Here is a 16,673-nt window from a genome sequence, read left to right as displayed (position 1 = left end):
TTTGAAAGGAATGAATACTATGGCAATAAGAAATATAAGAATAATTGGGGATACTGTATTAAACAAACAATCAAAAGAAGTGAAAGAAATGACCCCTAAAATTAAAACATTAATAGAAGATATGTTAGATACTATGTATGATGCACAGGGTGTTGGCTTAGCCGCACCTCAGGTAGGAATTTTAAAACGTATTGTGGTGATAGATGTATCTCCGGAAGGTGATAATCCGATTGTTTTAATTAATCCGGTTATATTAGAAACCAGCGGCGAACAAACCGGGGAAGAAGGATGCCTTAGTGTACCCGGTAAATCAGGTTCCGTAACAAGACCCAATTATGCAAAAGTAAAGGCATTAAATGAAAGTATGGAAGAAATTATTGTAGAAGGTACCGAACTTTTAGCCAGAGCTTTACTTCATGAGAACGATCATTTAAATGGTGAATTATATGTAGACAAAGTGGTTGGTGAACTTCACAGTGTTAACAGTGATGAAGAGTAAGAAGATATTATATTTGTTATAAATATATGCTCAAGAAAAACAAATTGAAAAGTAACAGAAGAAAATAATCATTATGCTTACTTGAATGAAAGGAATGATAGTAAATGAAAATAGTTTTTATGGGTACGCCGGATTTGGCAGCCACTGTGTTGGATAAATTGTTGCAATCAGAACATGAGATTCTGGCAGTGGTAACACAGCCTGATAAACCCAAAGGAAGAGGTAAACAGATGCAGTATCCGCCGGTAAAGGAACTTGCATTAAAATATCAGCTTCCTGTTTATCAGCCTAATAAAGCAAAAGATGAAGAATTCATAAAGAAATTAGAAGAAATCAATCCGGAATGTATTGTGGTGGCGGCATACGGAAAGATTCTTCCAAAAGCAATTATAGACTTACCAAAGCATGGTTGTATTAATGTTCATGCTTCCCTGCTTCCAAAATACCGGGGAGCAGCACCTATTCAATGGTCTATTATAAATGGGGAAGAGAAAACAGGTATTACCATTATGTACATGGATGTCGGCTTGGATACTGGAGATATGATTATGAAAGAAGAAGTAATCATAGAATCAAAAGAAACTGCAGGCAGTTTGCATGATAAACTGGCTGTGTGCGGTGGACAGCTGCTGATAAAAGCACTTAAAGATATTGAGCATGGAACAGCAATTAGAGAAAAGCAAAAAGATGAAGAATCAACTTATGCAAAAATGCTGGATAAAACTTTGGGGCACATTGATTTTAGTAATTCCGCAGTAGAGATTGAAAGATTGATTCGTGGACTGAATCCCTGGCCAAGTGCTTATACATTCTTAGAGGGCAAGTCATTAAAGATTTGGGAGGCAGCAGTAGAGCAGGAAGAGTCTGAAATATCTAAGGATAGCAATATAGGAAAACCAGGTGAAATCTTAGAAGTTACAAAAGATTCTATTATTGTTCAGACCGGCGGTGGCAGGTTAATCCTTCATGAAGTACAATTGGAAGGGAAGAAACGAATGACAGTAGATGCTTTTATAAGAGGTTTTGACCTTCAAGTAGGAAAAATTTTATCTTAAGATAAGGAGGAAATAGTATGATTTATGGTTTTGGTTATTATGATCCAACATTTATTTTAGTCATTATAGGACTGGTTTTATCTTTACTGGCTTCTTTAAAAGTAAAAACTACTTTTGCAAAATATTCTAAAGTAAGAAGTATGTCCGGTTTAACAGGAGCGGAGGCAGCGGAAAGAATTCTTCATTCCGCAGGTATTTATGATGTAACGATTAAACAGATCAGCGGTGATTTAACAGATCACTATGATCCAAGAGATAAGATATTAAGATTATCAGAAACAGTATACAACAATACTTCTGTTGCTGCAGTTGGTGTTGCTGCCCACGAATGCGGACATGCTATTCAACATAGCAATGGTTATATGCCTCTACGTATAAGAGGTGCCTTAGTACCTGTGGCAAACTTTGGTGCCAGTGTGTCCTGGCCAATGATTTTAATTGGACTTTTTATGGGAGGTTCTCAAACCCTAATTAATTTAGGAATTATTCTATTTGCTTTGGCAGTGCTATTCCAACTAGTGACTTTGCCGGTAGAATTCAACGCTTCCAGAAGAGCGGTGCGAATTGTAGATGAAACCGGAATTCTTCAAACAGAAGAAGTCAGACAAACAAGAAAAGTACTAAGCGCAGCAGCTTTGACCTACGTTGCAGGAGCGGCAGCTTCCATATTACAGTTATTACGATTGGTTATATTATTTGGAGGAAGAAATCGTGACTAATGACCAGGGGTATGCAGAATTGGAAGTAATGGAGGAATAACATGAAAAATCCCAGGGAAATTGCATTAGATGCAGTAATGGATATAACGGGGAATAAACAATATACCCATATGGTGCTTAGTCAGGTTTTAAAACAAAATCAATCATTGGAGAAACAAGATAGGTCTTTTATAACCAGGATATGTGAAGGTACTATAGAAAGACTAATAACAATTGATTATATTATCAATCAATATTCCAGTGTTAAAGTAAACAAAATGAAACCGTTAATACGAAACCTCCTTAGAATTAGCGTCTATCAGATTAAATACATGGACCAGGTACCAGACTCTGCTGTTTGTAATGAAGCAGTAAAATTAGCAAAAAAAAGAGGTTTTCAAAGCTTAAGCGGGTTCGTTAATGGTATTTTAAGAAATATCGTGAGAAACCCGGAAAAAGTGTCTTTCCCTAAAGAAGAGGAAGATCAGGTGGGCTTTTTAAGTTTAAACTACTCCATGCCGGATTGGATCATTAAAGATTGGTTAAGGCAATATAATGTTCAGACTGTAAAAGGCATATTAGAAACTATGTTTAAAGATAAAAAGACGACTATTCGCTGCAATATGAATAAGGTATTACCGGATGAGTTAAAGGAGATATTAGAATCTGACGGGGTTTCTGTAGAAACCGGCGCATATTTACCTTATGCTTTCCATATAGGCAGCTACAATTACTTAAATGATTTAAATGCCTTTAGTAAAGGGTATTTTCAGGTGCAGGATGAAAGTTCTATGTTAGTAGGTGCAGTTTCCGGCATTGGGGAAGGCAATTATGTTATTGATGTATGTGCAGCTCCCGGAGGAAAATCCCTGCATGCAGCAGATATGCTTCATTCTACCGGGCATGTTAGTTCAAGAGATGTTACAGATTATAAAGTTAATTTGATAGCAGATAATATAAATCGTTTGGGTTATACCAATATAATAGCAAAGGTTCAGGATGCATTGATTTTGGATGAGGAAAGCATAGAGAAGGCTGATGTTTTATTAGCAGATCTCCCATGTTCCGGCTTGGGCATTATTGGGAAGAAACCGGATATTAAATACAATGTAACAAAAGAGAAGCAAAAGGAATTGGTTCGCTTACAAAGAGATATATTAAAAGTGGTTCATCAATATGTGAAGAAGGGCGGTACTTTTATTTACAGTACCTGTACCATTAATCCGGAAGAAAATATAGAAAATGTACGCTGGTTTATGAAACAGTATCATTTTCAAGCAGAAAGTTTAAATCCTTATCTTCCGGAGATACTCTGGAGTGACACAACGAAAGAGGGTTATTTGCAATTGATACCTGGAATTCATCAATGTGACGGATTTTTTATTGCCAGATTAAGGAGAGAACACTAACGAATGAATAAAATAGATATCAAGTCATTGGATCTTAAGGAGATGGAAAACTTATTAGTGGAGTTAGGAGACAAACCATTCCGGGGAAAACAGATCTATGAATGGCTCCATGTGAAACTGGTAAGCAGTTTTGATGACATGACAAACATATCAAAGCAATTAAGAGAGCGGCTAAAAGAAGAATGCGAAATTACAAGCCTTTCTGAAATAGACAAATTGGTTTCAAAAGATGGTGACACCAGTAAATTTTTATTTCGATTATATGATGACCGGGTGCTGGAGAGCGTTTTAATGAAATACCATCACGGTAATTCTGTCTGCATCTCTTCACAGGTAGGCTGTAAAATGGGATGTACGTTTTGTGCATCCACTATAGGCGGCTTTGAAAGAAACCTTACCCCTGCCGAGATGCTGGATCAGATTTACCAAATTCAGAAGAACTCCGGTGAAAGAGTATCCAATGTCGTTGTTATGGGAACCGGAGAACCTTTGGATAATTTAGATAATTTAGTGAAATTTATTGGTATGTTAACCGATGAATATGGGTTAAATATCAGTCAAAGAAATATTACGGTATCCACTTGCGGATTAGTTGATAATATAAAGGCTTTAGCTGATAAAAACCTGCAGATTACTCTGGCTATCTCCCTTCATGCTCCTAATGACCAATTAAGGAAACAAATCATGCCTATTGCGGGTAGGTACAGCATAGAATCTATTATGGAGGCCTGTCATTATTATTATGAAAAAACAGGACGAAGAATTACCTTTGAATATAGTCTGATTGAAGGTGTAAATGATTTACCCTTACTTGCCAAAGAACTTTCCCATTTAGTAAAAGGCTTAAATTGTCACATCAATTTGATTCCTATCAATCCAATAAAAGAGCGGAATTATCGGCAATCGGAGTCTAAAAATATTCTAAATTTCAAAAATATACTTGAAAAAAACAGAATAAATGTTACTATTAGAAGAGAAATGGGTACAGATATTGATGCCGCATGCGGCCAATTAAGGAAAAGTTATATGGAAGGGTCTTCTGATGTTAAAATAATGAATTAACTGGGAAGTTGTATGAATTAGCGAATCTGTTTCTTTAACAAGTAAAAGCAAGCTTGGTGTTCAGAAAAGAGGTATGTATGAGAGCATTTTCAATAACAGATATAGGAGAAAAACGACAGATTAATCAAGATTATGTTTTCTGTGAAGAGAACCCCGTTGGAGGTCTGCCTAATTTGTTTATTGTTGCTGATGGAATGGGTGGCCATAAAGCAGGGGATTATGCTTCACGATTTTGTGTGGAGGCCTTTACCGAGAATATAAAAAACAGTAACCAGGATACCCACATTGGGATGATATCAGAAGCATTGCAAAAGACCAATGATTCATTATTAAAAGAAGCGGATGACAATAATGAATTAGAAGGGATGGGTACAACCTTTGTTGTTGCAACTATTTTAGATGATGTATTATATGTAACGAATATTGGTGACAGCAGATTATATATTATTAACGATGATATTAAACAAATTACAGTGGACCATTCTTTGGTAGAAGAAATGGTACAGACAGGTGAAATTGAAAGAGAAGATATGCGTTTTCATCCAAATAAGAATATTATAACAAGAGCTTTGGGAGCAAGTAAAAACGCAATACCTGATTATTTTGAAGTGAATCTAAAGACAGATGATACCATACTTATGTGTTCAGATGGTTTATCCAATATGGTGGGGGATCATGAAATAATGGCTATAGTAAAGGAATATCCTGATAATCTACAGCTTGCAGCAAAAGAACTGGTAAAAAGGGCAAATGAGAATGGTGGAATAGATAATATTTCCATTATTATTGTAAAACTGTAGAGAGAGGTGAAAAGAATGATAAAACCAGGAATGTTTATTAGCGACCGATACGAAATTATAGATAAAGTCGGATCAGGAGGTATGGCTGACGTTTATAAAGCTAAATGTCACAGACTAAACCGTTATGTAGCCATTAAAATTCTGAAACCGGAATACAGTGATGACAAGAATTTTGTTATGAAGTTTAGAGCTGAAGCTCAGTCAGTTGCAGGGTTATCCCATCCAAACATAGTAAATGTATACGATGTAGGTAATGATAACAATTTACACTATATTGTTATGGAGCTTGTTGAGGGTATCACTCTTAAGAATTTTATAGAAAGAAAAGGAAAGTTAGAAGTAAAAGAAGCGGTTGGTATTGCCATTCAGATTGCTATGGGAATGGAGGCTGCTCACGCCAATCATATTATTCATAGAGACATTAAACCTCAGAACATAATTATTTCCAAAGAAGGAAAAGTAAAGGTTACCGATTTTGGGATTGCCAAAGCAACCACTTCCAATACCATTACTTCCAATGCAATGGGCTCTGTTCATTACCTTTCTCCGGAACAGGCGAGAGGCGGTTACAGTGATGAGAAAAGTGATATTTATTCTCTTGGTGTAACTATGTATGAAATGCTTTCCGGAAGGGTGCCCTTTGCCGGTGATAATACAGTATCTGTTGCACTTCTTCACATTCAGGGAGAAGCAGCGTCACTAAGAGATATTGATCCTAATATACCTCTTAGTGTAGATAAGATTGTGCAAAAATGTATGCAAAAGAAGCCGGAGAGACGTTATCTTAGTGCTTCTGAATTAATTGCGGATTTAAAACGTTCCATTACCAATCCAAATGGTGATTTTGTCATAATCCCTGCACCCATTGTAACGGATTCACCTACAATTAATATTTCCGAAGATGAGATGAATCATATTAAATCCGTTTCAAAGGGAGCTGGACTGGGAATTAATGACAATTCAGATACTATGCAGAATACAGATGGCCGTAGAACCAGAGCGGATCGTCAGCCAGTGCCTGTGGAGGAGGAAGAAGAATTAGACACTGTTGATCCCCGTATGGAGAAAATTACTTTAGTTGGAACCATTGCGGTGGCAGTTATTTTAGTGATTATCTTTATTTATATTAGTGTTAAATTCTTTAACTTATTTCCAAACAAAGGTAAGCAAGGTAGCGAAGATCCAATAGAGACAACTTTAACACCAACACCTACGGAAGAGCCAGAAGCAGAAGTTGGAACAATTATTGTGCCTACTGTTGTAGGTTTAACTTTAGAACATGCAGAAAAAAATCTAAAGGAACAATTCGATAAGATACATGTTACTCATACAGAAGATTTTTCTGATACCTATGAAGCGGGTATCGTAATGGATCAGTATCCGAAAAAAAGTGCGGAGATTCCAGCTGATGCGGAGATTCAATTGATTGTAAGTGTTGGACCTGAAAGTTTTAAATTAACAAATGTATATAATCTTACAGATAAAAAAGCAACTGAAACGCTGGAGAGTGCAGGTTTGATTGTTGAACATGATTTTGCTTATAGCGATGAAATTGAAGAAGGAAAAGTAATTGAAACAAATCCTGTCAGAGATACCTATGTTGTAAAAGGTGACACGGTTACTATTATAGTAAGTAACGGACCGAAAAATGAAGAATCCGTTGTTCCGAATCTACTTGACCTGACTCAGGCTAACGCATTAACCAAATTACAAGAAGCAGGCTTGACTTTAGGTACTGTAAGCAATGATTATTCAGATGTATATAAAGTTGGAAAAGTTATGTTTCAAAATTATGAAGCGGGAAGTAAAGTGGCAGGTCAAACGGCAGTTGACATCACATTAAGTTTAGGACCTAAACCTACGACACCTACTCCTGGCCCACAGCAATATATAGGTCAGGTTACAATTACAGATAACCCCTTTGACTATTCAGGGGAAAGTGGAATTATAGTACTTGAAATGGAACAAGATGGGAAAATATATCCTATTTTTAAAGGAGAAAAGTCTTATGACAATTTCCCGATTACAGTACCGGATGTTAAGAGTGATAGTGGTTCCACTGGTACCGTCAAGATGTATGTGGGAAGAGATGCAGAACCTGGTGATCCGGATGCAGTATCGGAAAACGGCCGTTTAGTTGTATATGAGGAATACGATACAATCTGGGCAATTGTATTTACACCGGTGGGACAATAATGCAGGGAAAGATTATTAAAGGCATTGCCGGATTTTACTATGTATATATTGAAGATTTCGGAATATATGAGTGCAAGGCAAAAGGTATATTCCGAAATCAAAAAATAAAACCTCTTGTTGGAGATAACGTTTTGATTGATGTTATTGACGAAGTGAAAAAAGGGGGGAATATAAACGGAATTCTGGAACGTAAAAATGAATTAATACGTCCCAGTGTAGCAAATGTGGATCAGGCAGTAATCATATTTGCTGCAGCAGATCCTACTCCTAATTTAAACTTATTAGACCGTTTTTTAATACTGATGATGAGACAAGAGGTTAATGTAATTATTTGTTTTAATAAAGATGACATTGTTTCAGAAAAGGAAATTAACAGATTGCAAGATATCTATAAGAATTGCGGATATCAAGTGATTTTTACCAGTGCCGTTACAAAGGAAGGCATAGATTCCCTGCAGGAACTGTTAGAAGGTAAAACAACAGTTGTTGCAGGGCCTTCCGGTGTTGGAAAATCCTCTATCACTAATTTAATTCAGCCGGAAGCCAATATGGAGACGGGAAATATAAGTGAAAAGATAAGAAGAGGAAAGCATACAACCAGGCATTCTGAGTTGTTTTATGTAAAACCGGGTACGTATATTATGGATACTCCTGGTTTTAGTTCTCTTTATATCAATGAAGTGGACAAGGAGGAATTAAAAGCTTATTTTCCGGAGTTTCAAGCATATGAAGAAGAATGCAGATTTATTGGCTGCCTTCATTTAAGTGAACCGGACTGCGGTGTCAAACATGCATTGGAAGCTGGGAAGATAAGTCCTGTCCGTTATGAAAGTTATAAAATTCTGTATGAAGAATTAAAGAATATTAAAAAATATTAATAATATTTGTAAGTATGACAAGCAGAGCTTGTCATATGCAGGAAATGAGGAAGGTCTGAAGAAAAGCACTTCAGACTTAGATTAAGGCAGTATGACAAGCAAAGCTTGTCATATGCAGGAAAGAGGAGAATATGATTAAATTAGCGCCGTCTATTTTATCTGCAAATTTTGCAAACTTGGAAAAAGACATAAAACAGGTAGAACAAGCTGGGGCGGAGTATCTTCACATTGATGTTATGGATGGAGCATTTGTTCCAAGTATTTCGTTTGGGGCTCCGGTTATGAAATGTATACGTCCTATATCCAAATTAGTTTTTGATGTACATTTAATGGTGGAGGAACCTATCCGTTACATTGATGATTTTGTTAAAGCAGGTGCAGATATCATAACTGTTCATGCAGAAGCGTGTAAACATCTAAACAGAACCATTGCTAAAATTAAAGAGGCAGGAGTAAAAGTGGGAGTCTCTCTTAATCCTTCTACTTCATTATCTGTACTGGATTATTGTTTGGAAGACATTGATATGGTTCTGATTATGAGTGTAAATCCTGGCTTTGGGGGGCAAAAATTTCTGCCTTTGGCCATAGATAAAATCAAAAGGTTAAAAGAATTAATTCGTGTTAAAAACTTAAACGTTGACATTCAGGTAGATGGCGGAATTAATACTAGCAATGTTACGGAAATTATTGAAGCAGGGGCAAATGTCATCGTAGCAGGTACTGCAGTATTTGGTGGTGATATAATTAACAACATAAATAACTTTAAAGAAATTTTTTCAAAATGCTAATACCACAATTTATCTTACCAGATTATTCACTACTTGGAATGCCATAATGAGGCATTATTTTTTGAGAGAATTTCAAAGGTTGAAAACTGACCTTAGAAGGAGTATGGTTATATTTATGAAACAAAAACGAGTTTTAATTTTAACCGGAGGTACTATATCTGTAGATTTTGCAAAGAAATTTTTGGAGAATCAAGAATTTGATACGATTATCGCTGCAGATAGCGGGTTAAAATCAGTAGAAGCCCTTAATTTGCCGGTGGATTATATTTTAGGAGATTTTGATTCTGTACCTTCTGATATACTAGAAAAATACCGTACTTGCGCAAAAGAAGAACAGCATATTACCATGAAAGAGTATAATCCTGAGAAGGATGAAACGGATACGCAGATTGCTATTATGTTAGCGACAGAATTAGAAGCGGATGAAATTGTAATATTAGGAGCGACGGGAACTCGAATTGATCATTTGCTTGCTAATATACATTTATTATATATACCATTAAAACAAAATAGGAAAGCTTGTATCATAGATGAACATAATAAAGTATATCTGATCAATCAAAATACAACTATCAGCAAAGATAAGATTTATGGACCTTATCTTTCTCTTTTGCCGCTTACAGAAACAGTTAAGCATGTTACTTTAGAAGGATTTAAATATCCTTTGACAAAGAGAACTCTGCATATTGGAGAAAGTATTGGAATCAGTAATGAGGTTGTTAGTTCGAAGGCTGATATTTTATTGGAATCAGGTATATTAATTGTTGTTGAATCAAAAGATTAATACGGGAGGCAACTCCATTTATAATAGGAAAAGGAGCAAGAACATACATGAAACTAGGAATCGTTGGTTTACCTAACGTAGGTAAGAGTACATTATTTAATTCACTAACAAAGGCAGGTGCAGAATCGGCTAATTATCCTTTTTGTACCATTGACCCTAACATAGGTATTGTTTCAGTGCCGGATGAAAGATTGCAAGTCCTTGGAGACTTATATAATTCTGAAAAAGTAATCCCAGCGGTTATTGAATTCGTAGATATAGCCGGTTTAGTAAAGGGTGCATCCAAAGGAGAGGGCCTTGGTAATCAATTCCTGTCCAATATTAGAGAAGTGGATGCCATTGTTCATGTTGTAAGGTGTTTTGAAGACGGCAATATTATTCATGTGGATGGTTCCATTAATCCATTAAGGGATATTGAAACCATTAATTTGGAATTAATCTTTTCAGATATTGAAATATTAGAAAGAAGAATAGCAAGAACCTCTAAAGGCGCTAAAAATGACAAAGCACTTGCTAAAGAACTGGAATTACTGGGACGTTTAAAAGAACATTTAGAAGGCGGTAATCTGGCAAAGAGTTTTAATACGGATGATGAAGAAGAAATTGACTGGCTTGGCAGCTATAATCTATTAACTTATAAGCCGGTAATCTACGCAGCTAATGTATTAGAAGATGATTTAGCAAACGAGGGTGTAAGCAATGAACATGTTCAAAAGGTAAGAGAGTTTGCAAAAGAAGAAAAATCAGAAGTGTTTGTTATATGCGCTCAGATTGAACAGGAGATTGCTGAGTTAGATGATGATGAGAAAAAAATGTTCTTAGAAGATCTTGGACTGAAAGAATCCGGATTGGAGAAGTTGATTCGTGCAAGTTATCATATCTTGGGACTTATCAGTTATTTAACGGCGGGACCTAAAGAAACAAGGGCATGGACTATTACAAAGGGCACAAAAGCGCCTGGTGCGGCCGGTAAGATTCACTCCGATTTTGAAAGAGGTTTCATTCGTGCTGAAATCGTAAGTTATAATCACTTGGTAGAATGTGGCAGTTTTAATGGGGCGAAAGACAAAGGATTAGTTCGTTCAGAGGGTAAGGAATATGTAGTACAAGACGGAGATGTTATTTTATTCCGATTTAATGTGTAGGAAAGTGGTGAATACAAATGGTTTACAACGCAGCTACAAGTATTAAATTCCCTAATTTAGGTATAGAGTTCAACAACCTAGGTTCATCTATTGATGTATTTGGTTTTAAGATAGCGTATTATGGAATTGTCATTGCACTGGGGATGGCAGCTGGTTACTTAGTAGCCCAATGGCAGGCAAAGAGAACTAAGCAGAACCCGGATTTGTATTTGGATTTTGCATTGTATGCGATTATTTTATCTGTTATCGGAGCAAGACTATTTTATGTGATATTTTCATGGGATGAGTTCAGAGATGATCCCATTCAGATTTTGAATATCAGGCAGGGTGGTCTGGCAATCTATGGTGGTATAATAGTAGCTGTAATTACAGCATGGATTTATTCTAAGATCAAAAAAATGTCCTTTGGTTTGCTGGCAGATACAGCATGTCTGGGACTAGTAACCGGGCAGATTATAGGAAGATGGGGTAACTTTTTTAACCGCGAAGTATTTGGAAAGTACACGAACGGATTATTCTCTATGTTACTGGATATCCGGGATGTTGGTTATGATTATACCTCGCCTGTATCTTACATTACTGAAAAGTATGCCGATAAGCCGGATATGCTTAATCGCATTTTGGAGATTAGAGAGAATCCGGTTGTGATAAACGGAATTACTTATATTCAGGTTCATCCTACATTCTTGTATGAATCATTATGGAATTTAATGGTGCTTATTTTGCTAATACTGTATTCCAAGCATAAGAAATTTAATGGTGAAGTATTTATATTATATTTAGCTGGATATGGTTTGGGAAGAGCTTGGATTGAGGGAATCAGATCAGACCAGCTATTCTTATGGGGTACTCCATTTGCAGTTTCACAAGTGCTTTCAGCCCTTTTGGTAATTGTTGCAATTGCAATCATTATCATAAGAAGAAGACAATTGAGAAAGAATGTAAGGTAGGCCTAAATTACTACATTGTAGTAAAACATAATATATTGGCACATTTTGTGCTTATAGACATAAAAATGCTACATCTTGTATAAAATAATTTGCAAATACAAGTTCTAACCTATAAAAGGTAGAACTTGTATTTTTTTTTTCGTTTTTTACTTGATAATTTCCCAGAACTAATATAAAATAGCATTAGAAGTGGAGCAAAGTGGTTGGAAGTGGAGTGAAGTGGTGAATAGGGTGGTGAAAATCCATGTTCATGGGTGAATACAATCATACGATTGATGCCAAAGGAAGAATAATTGTACCATCAAAGTTCAGAGAAGCCTTAGGAGAAGAATTTGTTGTAACTCAGGGTTTAGATGGCTGCTTATTTGTATACCCTAATGATGAATGGATGGAATTCATTGCTCAACTGAAAAACCTTCCGGGAAGTAAAGACGCCAGACAATTGCAAAGATATTTTATGGCAGGAGCTGCCAGTTGTGAAGTGGACAAGCAGGGAAGAATCCTAATTCCTAATAAGTTAAGAGAATCAGCTGCTTTGGAAAAAGAAATTGTATTTGTTGGGGTTTTAAACAAGATTGAAATCTGGAGCAAAGAAAGATGGGAAGGCAATAATGATTATGGCAATATGGATCAGATTGCAGAACATATGTCTGAGCTTGGATTAAGTTTTTAGGAGGTGCTTTGTGGACACTTTTTCGGGAAATATTAATTTTAAACACAAATCTGTACTATTAGATGAAACTATTGAAATGTTGAATATAAAACCTGACGGCATATATGTTGACGGAACCTTAGGCGGAGGAGGCCATTCCTACGAAATATGCAGACGTTTAGGTGATAAAGGACGATTAATAGGAATTGATCAGGATGAAGCTGCAATCTTAGCCGGTAGTAATAAACTAAAAGAATTTGGAGATAAGGTTACCATTGTTCGAAGCAATTACAGTAACATGAAAACCGTTCTTCACAACTTAGGAATCCAGAAAGTAGACGGAATTTTATTAGATTTGGGAGTTTCTTCTTATCAGCTGGATACACCGGAGAGAGGTTTTTCTTATAAAGAGAATGCTCCTTTAGATATGCGGATGGATACCAGAAGCGAAATAACTGCAAAAGACATTGTGAATAATTATAGTGAACACGATTTGTACCGTATTATCCGCGATTACGGTGAAGATAAATTTGCAAAGAATATTGCGAAACACATTGTTAGGGTTCGGAGTGAAAAAACAATCGAAACCACAGATGAGTTAACAGAAGCAATTAAAGCTGCAATACCAATGAAAATACGAATGAATACAGGACATCCGGCAAAAAAGACTTTTCAGGCTATTCGTATTGAATTGAATAAAGAATTAGAAGTATTAAGTAAATCATTAGATGATATGATTGAAATGCTAAATGATAAAGGAAGACTTTGTATCATTACCTTCCATTCCTTAGAAGACAGAATAGTGAAAAGTAGTTTTAGAAAAAACGAAGATCCTTGTACATGCCCACCGAACTTTCCGGTATGTGTATGCGGTAATCAATCCCAAGGTAATATAATTACCAGAAAACCCATTGCACCTTCGGAAGAGGAAGTCTTGAATAATAAAAGATCAAAAAGTTCTAAACTAAGAGTATTTGAGAAGAAAGCATAAGAACAATCTCAGGCGATAGAGATAGAAGCGGGGAGGATATTTCATGGAGGAAAGAAAGAGACGTTATTACAATCATAATGTATACAGTATAGAGGGAAATACAGCAAGAAAGCTGCAAGCAGTACCGGAATACCAGGAATCACAAAGACCGGACCGGAGACAAGAAACCAGAAGAAAAAAACAAAAAAGACAAGAGTTAAATACAGGTATGGATATTGTATCAATGCTTATTCTTACCTTTGCTATTGTTGTAACAGTATATATATGTTTGGAGTATCTAAGTGTACAATCCAATATCTCGCAAATGAACAAGGAAATTGTTAAATTGGAAAGTGATTTAATCAAAAAACAAAATGAAAATGCCTCTGCATTATCAGAAATTGAAACATCTCTGGATTTAAATTATATTTATGAAGTAGCAACCAACGAATTAGGAATGGTATATCCCAGCGATAATCAGGTTATTGCATACGAAAGTAATTTAAGCGATTATGTAAGACAACATGCGGATATTCCAGAAGTGGAAGAACCTACGTTAATAGATAAAATAATGAAATGAGGTGCAGAAGTTGAGAAAAGCAAAAGAAAAGAGAAGAAAGTCTTTTACACCCAAAATGCAAGCAAAATTATTGCTTGTTTTTTGCGTTATAATCATTGCGCTAATTGGTTTGATTAGCAGACTGGTATACTTAAATCAAAAAGATGGAGAGAAATATGCCAAACGTGTTTTATCTCAGCAAACCTATACCAGTAGTATTCTTCCCTATAGAAGAGGAAGTATTTTAGACCGTAAAGGAACTGTATTAGCTACCAGCCAAAAAGTATATCACTTAATATTAGACGTGAAATATATGCTGTCGGAAAAAGAGAATCTGGAGCCAACCATTACAGCACTGGCAGATACATATGAAAGTTTATCCAGGAAAGAATTAATGGAGATTGTTAAAACAAAATCGGACAGCCAGTATGTAAAACTGCTTAAGAATCTGACTTATGAGCAAATGAATGAGTTGAAAAGTAAAATGGAAAAAGACCGCCATATTAAAGGTGTTTGGTTTGAAGAAGACTACATAAGACAATATCCTTACGACTCTTTAGGAAGCCATGTCATTGGTTTTACGGCCAGTGGAAATGTGGGAACCTGGGGGATCGAACAATATTATAATGAAGAATTAAACGGAACAAACGGCAGGGAATATGGCTACATTGATTCTGAATTGAATTTGGAACGAAATATAAAACCAGCAGTAAACGGGAATACCGTAATTACTACGATTGATGCCAATGTGCAAGGCATTGTACAAAAGCATGTAGATGCATTTAATGAAGAACATGGCAGTAAGAATTTAGGCGTTCTTATTATGAATCCGAATAATGGTGAAATTTATGCAATGGTTTCAAATAAAGCTTATGATTTGAATAATCCAACAGATTTGTCTTCCTTTTATACCAAAGAAGAAATTGGTGGTATGACAGAAGAGGAAAAGCTGGAAGCTTTAAATCAGGTATGGAGAAACTTCACCATAAATGATGCCTGGGAACCCGGTTCTACTTTTAAGCCTGCAACAGTAGCTATGGCGTTGGAAGAAGGATTAATATCTCCGGATGAAACCTTCTTTTGCGATGGATATGAAATGGTAGGAGGTTACAGAATCAAATGCAGCAATCGTGCCGGACATGGCAATATTACATTACAGGAAGCGCTTATGAAATCCTGCAATGATGCAATGATGCAAATAGCAGCCAAAGAAGGGAAAAAATTATTCTATAATTATCAAGCCTTTTTTGGCTTTGGAGAAAAAACAGGAATTGATCTCCCAGGTGAAGCAAATGGTATTTTAATGCCTAAAGAGAATCGGGTTGATTCTGCATTAGCAACCAATAGTTTCGGACAGAATTTTACTTCTACTATGGTACAAGCTGCAGCAGCCTATTCTTCTTTAATCAATGGCGGATATTTTTATCAGCCACATGTGGCTAAGGAAATTATCAATGATCAGGGTGCAACGGTTAAATCTTTTGAAAAAAATTTGATACGAAAGACGGTATCAAAGGAAACATCGGACTTTATAAAAGAGGCTATGTTTCAAACCGTAGAAGCCGGAACAGCAAAGTATGCACAAGTACCTGGTTATACGGTAGGCGGAAAAACCGGTACAGCTGAAAAGCTGCCGAGAGCAGATGATACTTATATTGTATCCTTTATTGGAAATGTTCCTGCGGATAATCCGGAAATTGTAATCTACGTTGCTATAGATGAACCTCAAAATGTAGTTAGACAGGCAGATAGTTCCCTTGCAACAAAATTGACCAGCCAAATATTAGCTGAAGTTCTTCCATTTTTAGAAATTTATCCATCCCAGGAAGATGTCTTTACGGATACAAAAGGTGATACCGGAAGTAAGTCCAATAAAGGTTCAGAAAGTACTTCTAAACCGGGAAAAAATAATGGTGATAATAGTACCGAAACAACAAATAATAGTTCTAATACAAATGTGGAAAATAAATCCGAAGAAAATAACGATTCTTTGACTAATCAATCTAATGAAGGCAATAATACAGAGAGCGGACAAGAATCAGAAACGAATTCTGTCGGGTCCGATACCGGTACAGAAGAGGGGTCTGAAATATCAGACGAATTCTATCCGGATGCGCTATCTGGTTTAGAAGAGGAAACAGAAGAGTAATCTATTTAAAGTATTTGGCAAAAGATTAATCATATCCTCATGAATGCTGTAATAAAATAAAGCAATAAGATATATGAGG

16 protein-coding genes are annotated in these 16,673 nt (G+C 36.0%); all 16 read left to right on the top strand.

Features of this window, described 5'->3' with window-relative positions; all coding sequences use genetic code 11:
• Positions 1-19: 19 nt before the first annotated feature.
• The 16 genes from def (at position 20) to RT261_RS10840 (ending at position 16,594) form a co-directional block, all read left to right on the top strand.
• On the top strand, positions 20-499 hold the full coding sequence (gene def / locus RT261_RS10915; RefSeq protein WP_313132482.1) for a peptide deformylase: 480 nt from the start codon (positions 20-22) through the stop codon (positions 497-499).
• A 104-nt stretch (positions 500-603) separates the two neighbouring features.
• Complete coding sequence (fmt, locus tag RT261_RS10910) at positions 604-1,554, top strand: methionyl-tRNA formyltransferase (RefSeq protein ID WP_313132481.1); 951 nt, start codon at positions 604-606, stop codon at positions 1,552-1,554.
• Between the two features lie 17 nt (positions 1,555-1,571).
• Positions 1,572-2,273: a zinc metallopeptidase gene (locus tag RT261_RS10905; protein ID WP_313132479.1), complete on the top strand. Its 702-nt coding sequence runs from the start codon at positions 1,572-1,574 to the stop codon at positions 2,271-2,273.
• A gap of 41 nt (positions 2,274-2,314) precedes the next feature.
• The gene (gene rsmB, locus RT261_RS10900) at positions 2,315-3,661 is read left to right on the top strand and encodes a 16S rRNA (cytosine(967)-C(5))-methyltransferase RsmB (protein WP_313132477.1); all 1,347 of its coding nucleotides are present in this window, start codon (positions 2,315-2,317) and stop codon (positions 3,659-3,661) included.
• Between the two features lie 3 nt (positions 3,662-3,664).
• Entirely contained in the window at positions 3,665-4,723 is a 1,059-nt protein-coding gene (gene rlmN / locus RT261_RS10895) for a 23S rRNA (adenine(2503)-C(2))-methyltransferase RlmN (protein ID WP_313132476.1), read from the top strand.
• A 77-nt stretch (positions 4,724-4,800) separates the two neighbouring features.
• A complete protein-coding gene (locus tag RT261_RS10890) occupies positions 4,801-5,523 on the top strand; it encodes a Stp1/IreP family PP2C-type Ser/Thr phosphatase (RefSeq protein WP_313132474.1) in 723 nt (240 codons plus the stop codon).
• 15 nt (positions 5,524-5,538) lie between these two features.
• Positions 5,539-7,719, top strand: coding sequence for a Stk1 family PASTA domain-containing Ser/Thr kinase (gene pknB / locus RT261_RS10885; protein WP_313132473.1), 2,181 nt, complete (start codon positions 5,539-5,541; stop codon positions 7,717-7,719).
• On the top strand, positions 7,719-8,597 hold the full coding sequence (gene rsgA, locus RT261_RS10880; RefSeq protein ID WP_313132471.1) for a ribosome small subunit-dependent GTPase A: 879 nt from the start codon (positions 7,719-7,721) through the stop codon (positions 8,595-8,597). The genes pknB and rsgA overlap by 1 nt, the downstream gene beginning before the upstream one ends.
• Before the next feature lie 131 nt (positions 8,598-8,728).
• Positions 8,729-9,385: a ribulose-phosphate 3-epimerase gene (gene rpe / locus RT261_RS10875; protein WP_313132470.1), complete on the top strand. Its 657-nt coding sequence runs from the start codon at positions 8,729-8,731 to the stop codon at positions 9,383-9,385.
• A gap of 115 nt (positions 9,386-9,500) precedes the next feature.
• Entirely contained in the window at positions 9,501-10,169 is a 669-nt protein-coding gene (locus RT261_RS10870; RefSeq protein WP_313132468.1) for a thiamine diphosphokinase, read from the top strand.
• A 47-nt stretch (positions 10,170-10,216) separates the two neighbouring features.
• Positions 10,217-11,314, top strand: coding sequence for a redox-regulated ATPase YchF (gene ychF / locus RT261_RS10865; RefSeq protein WP_313132466.1), 1,098 nt, complete (start codon positions 10,217-10,219; stop codon positions 11,312-11,314).
• 17 nt (positions 11,315-11,331) lie between these two features.
• The gene (lgt, locus tag RT261_RS10860) at positions 11,332-12,264 is read left to right on the top strand and encodes a prolipoprotein diacylglyceryl transferase (RefSeq protein WP_313132464.1); all 933 of its coding nucleotides are present in this window, start codon (positions 11,332-11,334) and stop codon (positions 12,262-12,264) included.
• A gap of 244 nt (positions 12,265-12,508) precedes the next feature.
• Positions 12,509-12,937, top strand: a complete 429-nt coding sequence (gene mraZ, locus RT261_RS10855; protein WP_313132463.1) for a division/cell wall cluster transcriptional repressor MraZ — start codon at positions 12,509-12,511, stop codon at positions 12,935-12,937.
• Between the two features lie 31 nt (positions 12,938-12,968).
• Complete coding sequence (gene rsmH, locus RT261_RS10850) at positions 12,969-13,907, top strand: 16S rRNA (cytosine(1402)-N(4))-methyltransferase RsmH (protein ID WP_313132522.1); 939 nt, start codon at positions 12,969-12,971, stop codon at positions 13,905-13,907.
• A 43-nt stretch (positions 13,908-13,950) separates the two neighbouring features.
• Positions 13,951-14,466, top strand: coding sequence for a septum formation initiator family protein (locus RT261_RS10845; protein ID WP_313132462.1), 516 nt, complete (start codon positions 13,951-13,953; stop codon positions 14,464-14,466).
• A 10-nt stretch (positions 14,467-14,476) separates the two neighbouring features.
• Positions 14,477-16,594: a peptidoglycan D,D-transpeptidase FtsI family protein gene (locus RT261_RS10840; RefSeq protein ID WP_313132460.1), complete on the top strand. Its 2,118-nt coding sequence runs from the start codon at positions 14,477-14,479 to the stop codon at positions 16,592-16,594.
• Positions 16,595-16,673 lie beyond the last annotated feature (79 nt).

It is taken from the genome of Anaerocolumna sp. (assembly GCF_032079385.1).
GTDB lineage: Bacteria > Bacillota > Clostridia > Lachnospirales > Lachnospiraceae > Anaerocolumna.
Note: the sequence above shows the minus strand (reverse complement) of the source record. Positions and strands in the feature narration are given on the sequence as shown.

What these genes read in the sequence shown, in the direction of transcription:
- ychF (WP_313132466.1), top strand. Translation starts at nt 10,217, where the DNA reads ATGAAACTAGGAATCGTTGGTTTACCTAACGTAGGTAAGAGTACATTA.
- mraZ (WP_313132463.1), top strand. Translation starts at nt 12,509, where the DNA reads ATGTTCATGGGTGAATACAATCATACGATTGATGCCAAAGGAAGAATA.
- rsmB (WP_313132477.1), top strand. Translation starts at nt 2,315, where the DNA reads ATGAAAAATCCCAGGGAAATTGCATTAGATGCAGTAATGGATATAACG.
- fmt (WP_313132481.1), top strand. Translation starts at nt 604, where the DNA reads ATGAAAATAGTTTTTATGGGTACGCCGGATTTGGCAGCCACTGTGTTG.
- def (WP_313132482.1), top strand. Translation starts at nt 20, where the DNA reads ATGGCAATAAGAAATATAAGAATAATTGGGGATACTGTATTAAACAAA.
- RT261_RS10845 (WP_313132462.1), top strand. Translation starts at nt 13,951, where the DNA reads ATGGAGGAAAGAAAGAGACGTTATTACAATCATAATGTATACAGTATA.
- rsgA (WP_313132471.1), top strand. Translation starts at nt 7,719, where the DNA reads ATGCAGGGAAAGATTATTAAAGGCATTGCCGGATTTTACTATGTATAT.
- rlmN (WP_313132476.1), top strand. Translation starts at nt 3,665, where the DNA reads ATGAATAAAATAGATATCAAGTCATTGGATCTTAAGGAGATGGAAAAC.
- rpe (WP_313132470.1), top strand. Translation starts at nt 8,729, where the DNA reads ATGATTAAATTAGCGCCGTCTATTTTATCTGCAAATTTTGCAAACTTG.
- RT261_RS10890 (WP_313132474.1), top strand. Translation starts at nt 4,801, where the DNA reads ATGAGAGCATTTTCAATAACAGATATAGGAGAAAAACGACAGATTAAT.
- RT261_RS10905 (WP_313132479.1), top strand. Translation starts at nt 1,572, where the DNA reads ATGATTTATGGTTTTGGTTATTATGATCCAACATTTATTTTAGTCATT.
- RT261_RS10870 (WP_313132468.1), top strand. Translation starts at nt 9,501, where the DNA reads ATGAAACAAAAACGAGTTTTAATTTTAACCGGAGGTACTATATCTGTA.
- lgt (WP_313132464.1), top strand. Translation starts at nt 11,332, where the DNA reads ATGGTTTACAACGCAGCTACAAGTATTAAATTCCCTAATTTAGGTATA.
- pknB (WP_313132473.1), top strand. Translation starts at nt 5,539, where the DNA reads ATGATAAAACCAGGAATGTTTATTAGCGACCGATACGAAATTATAGAT.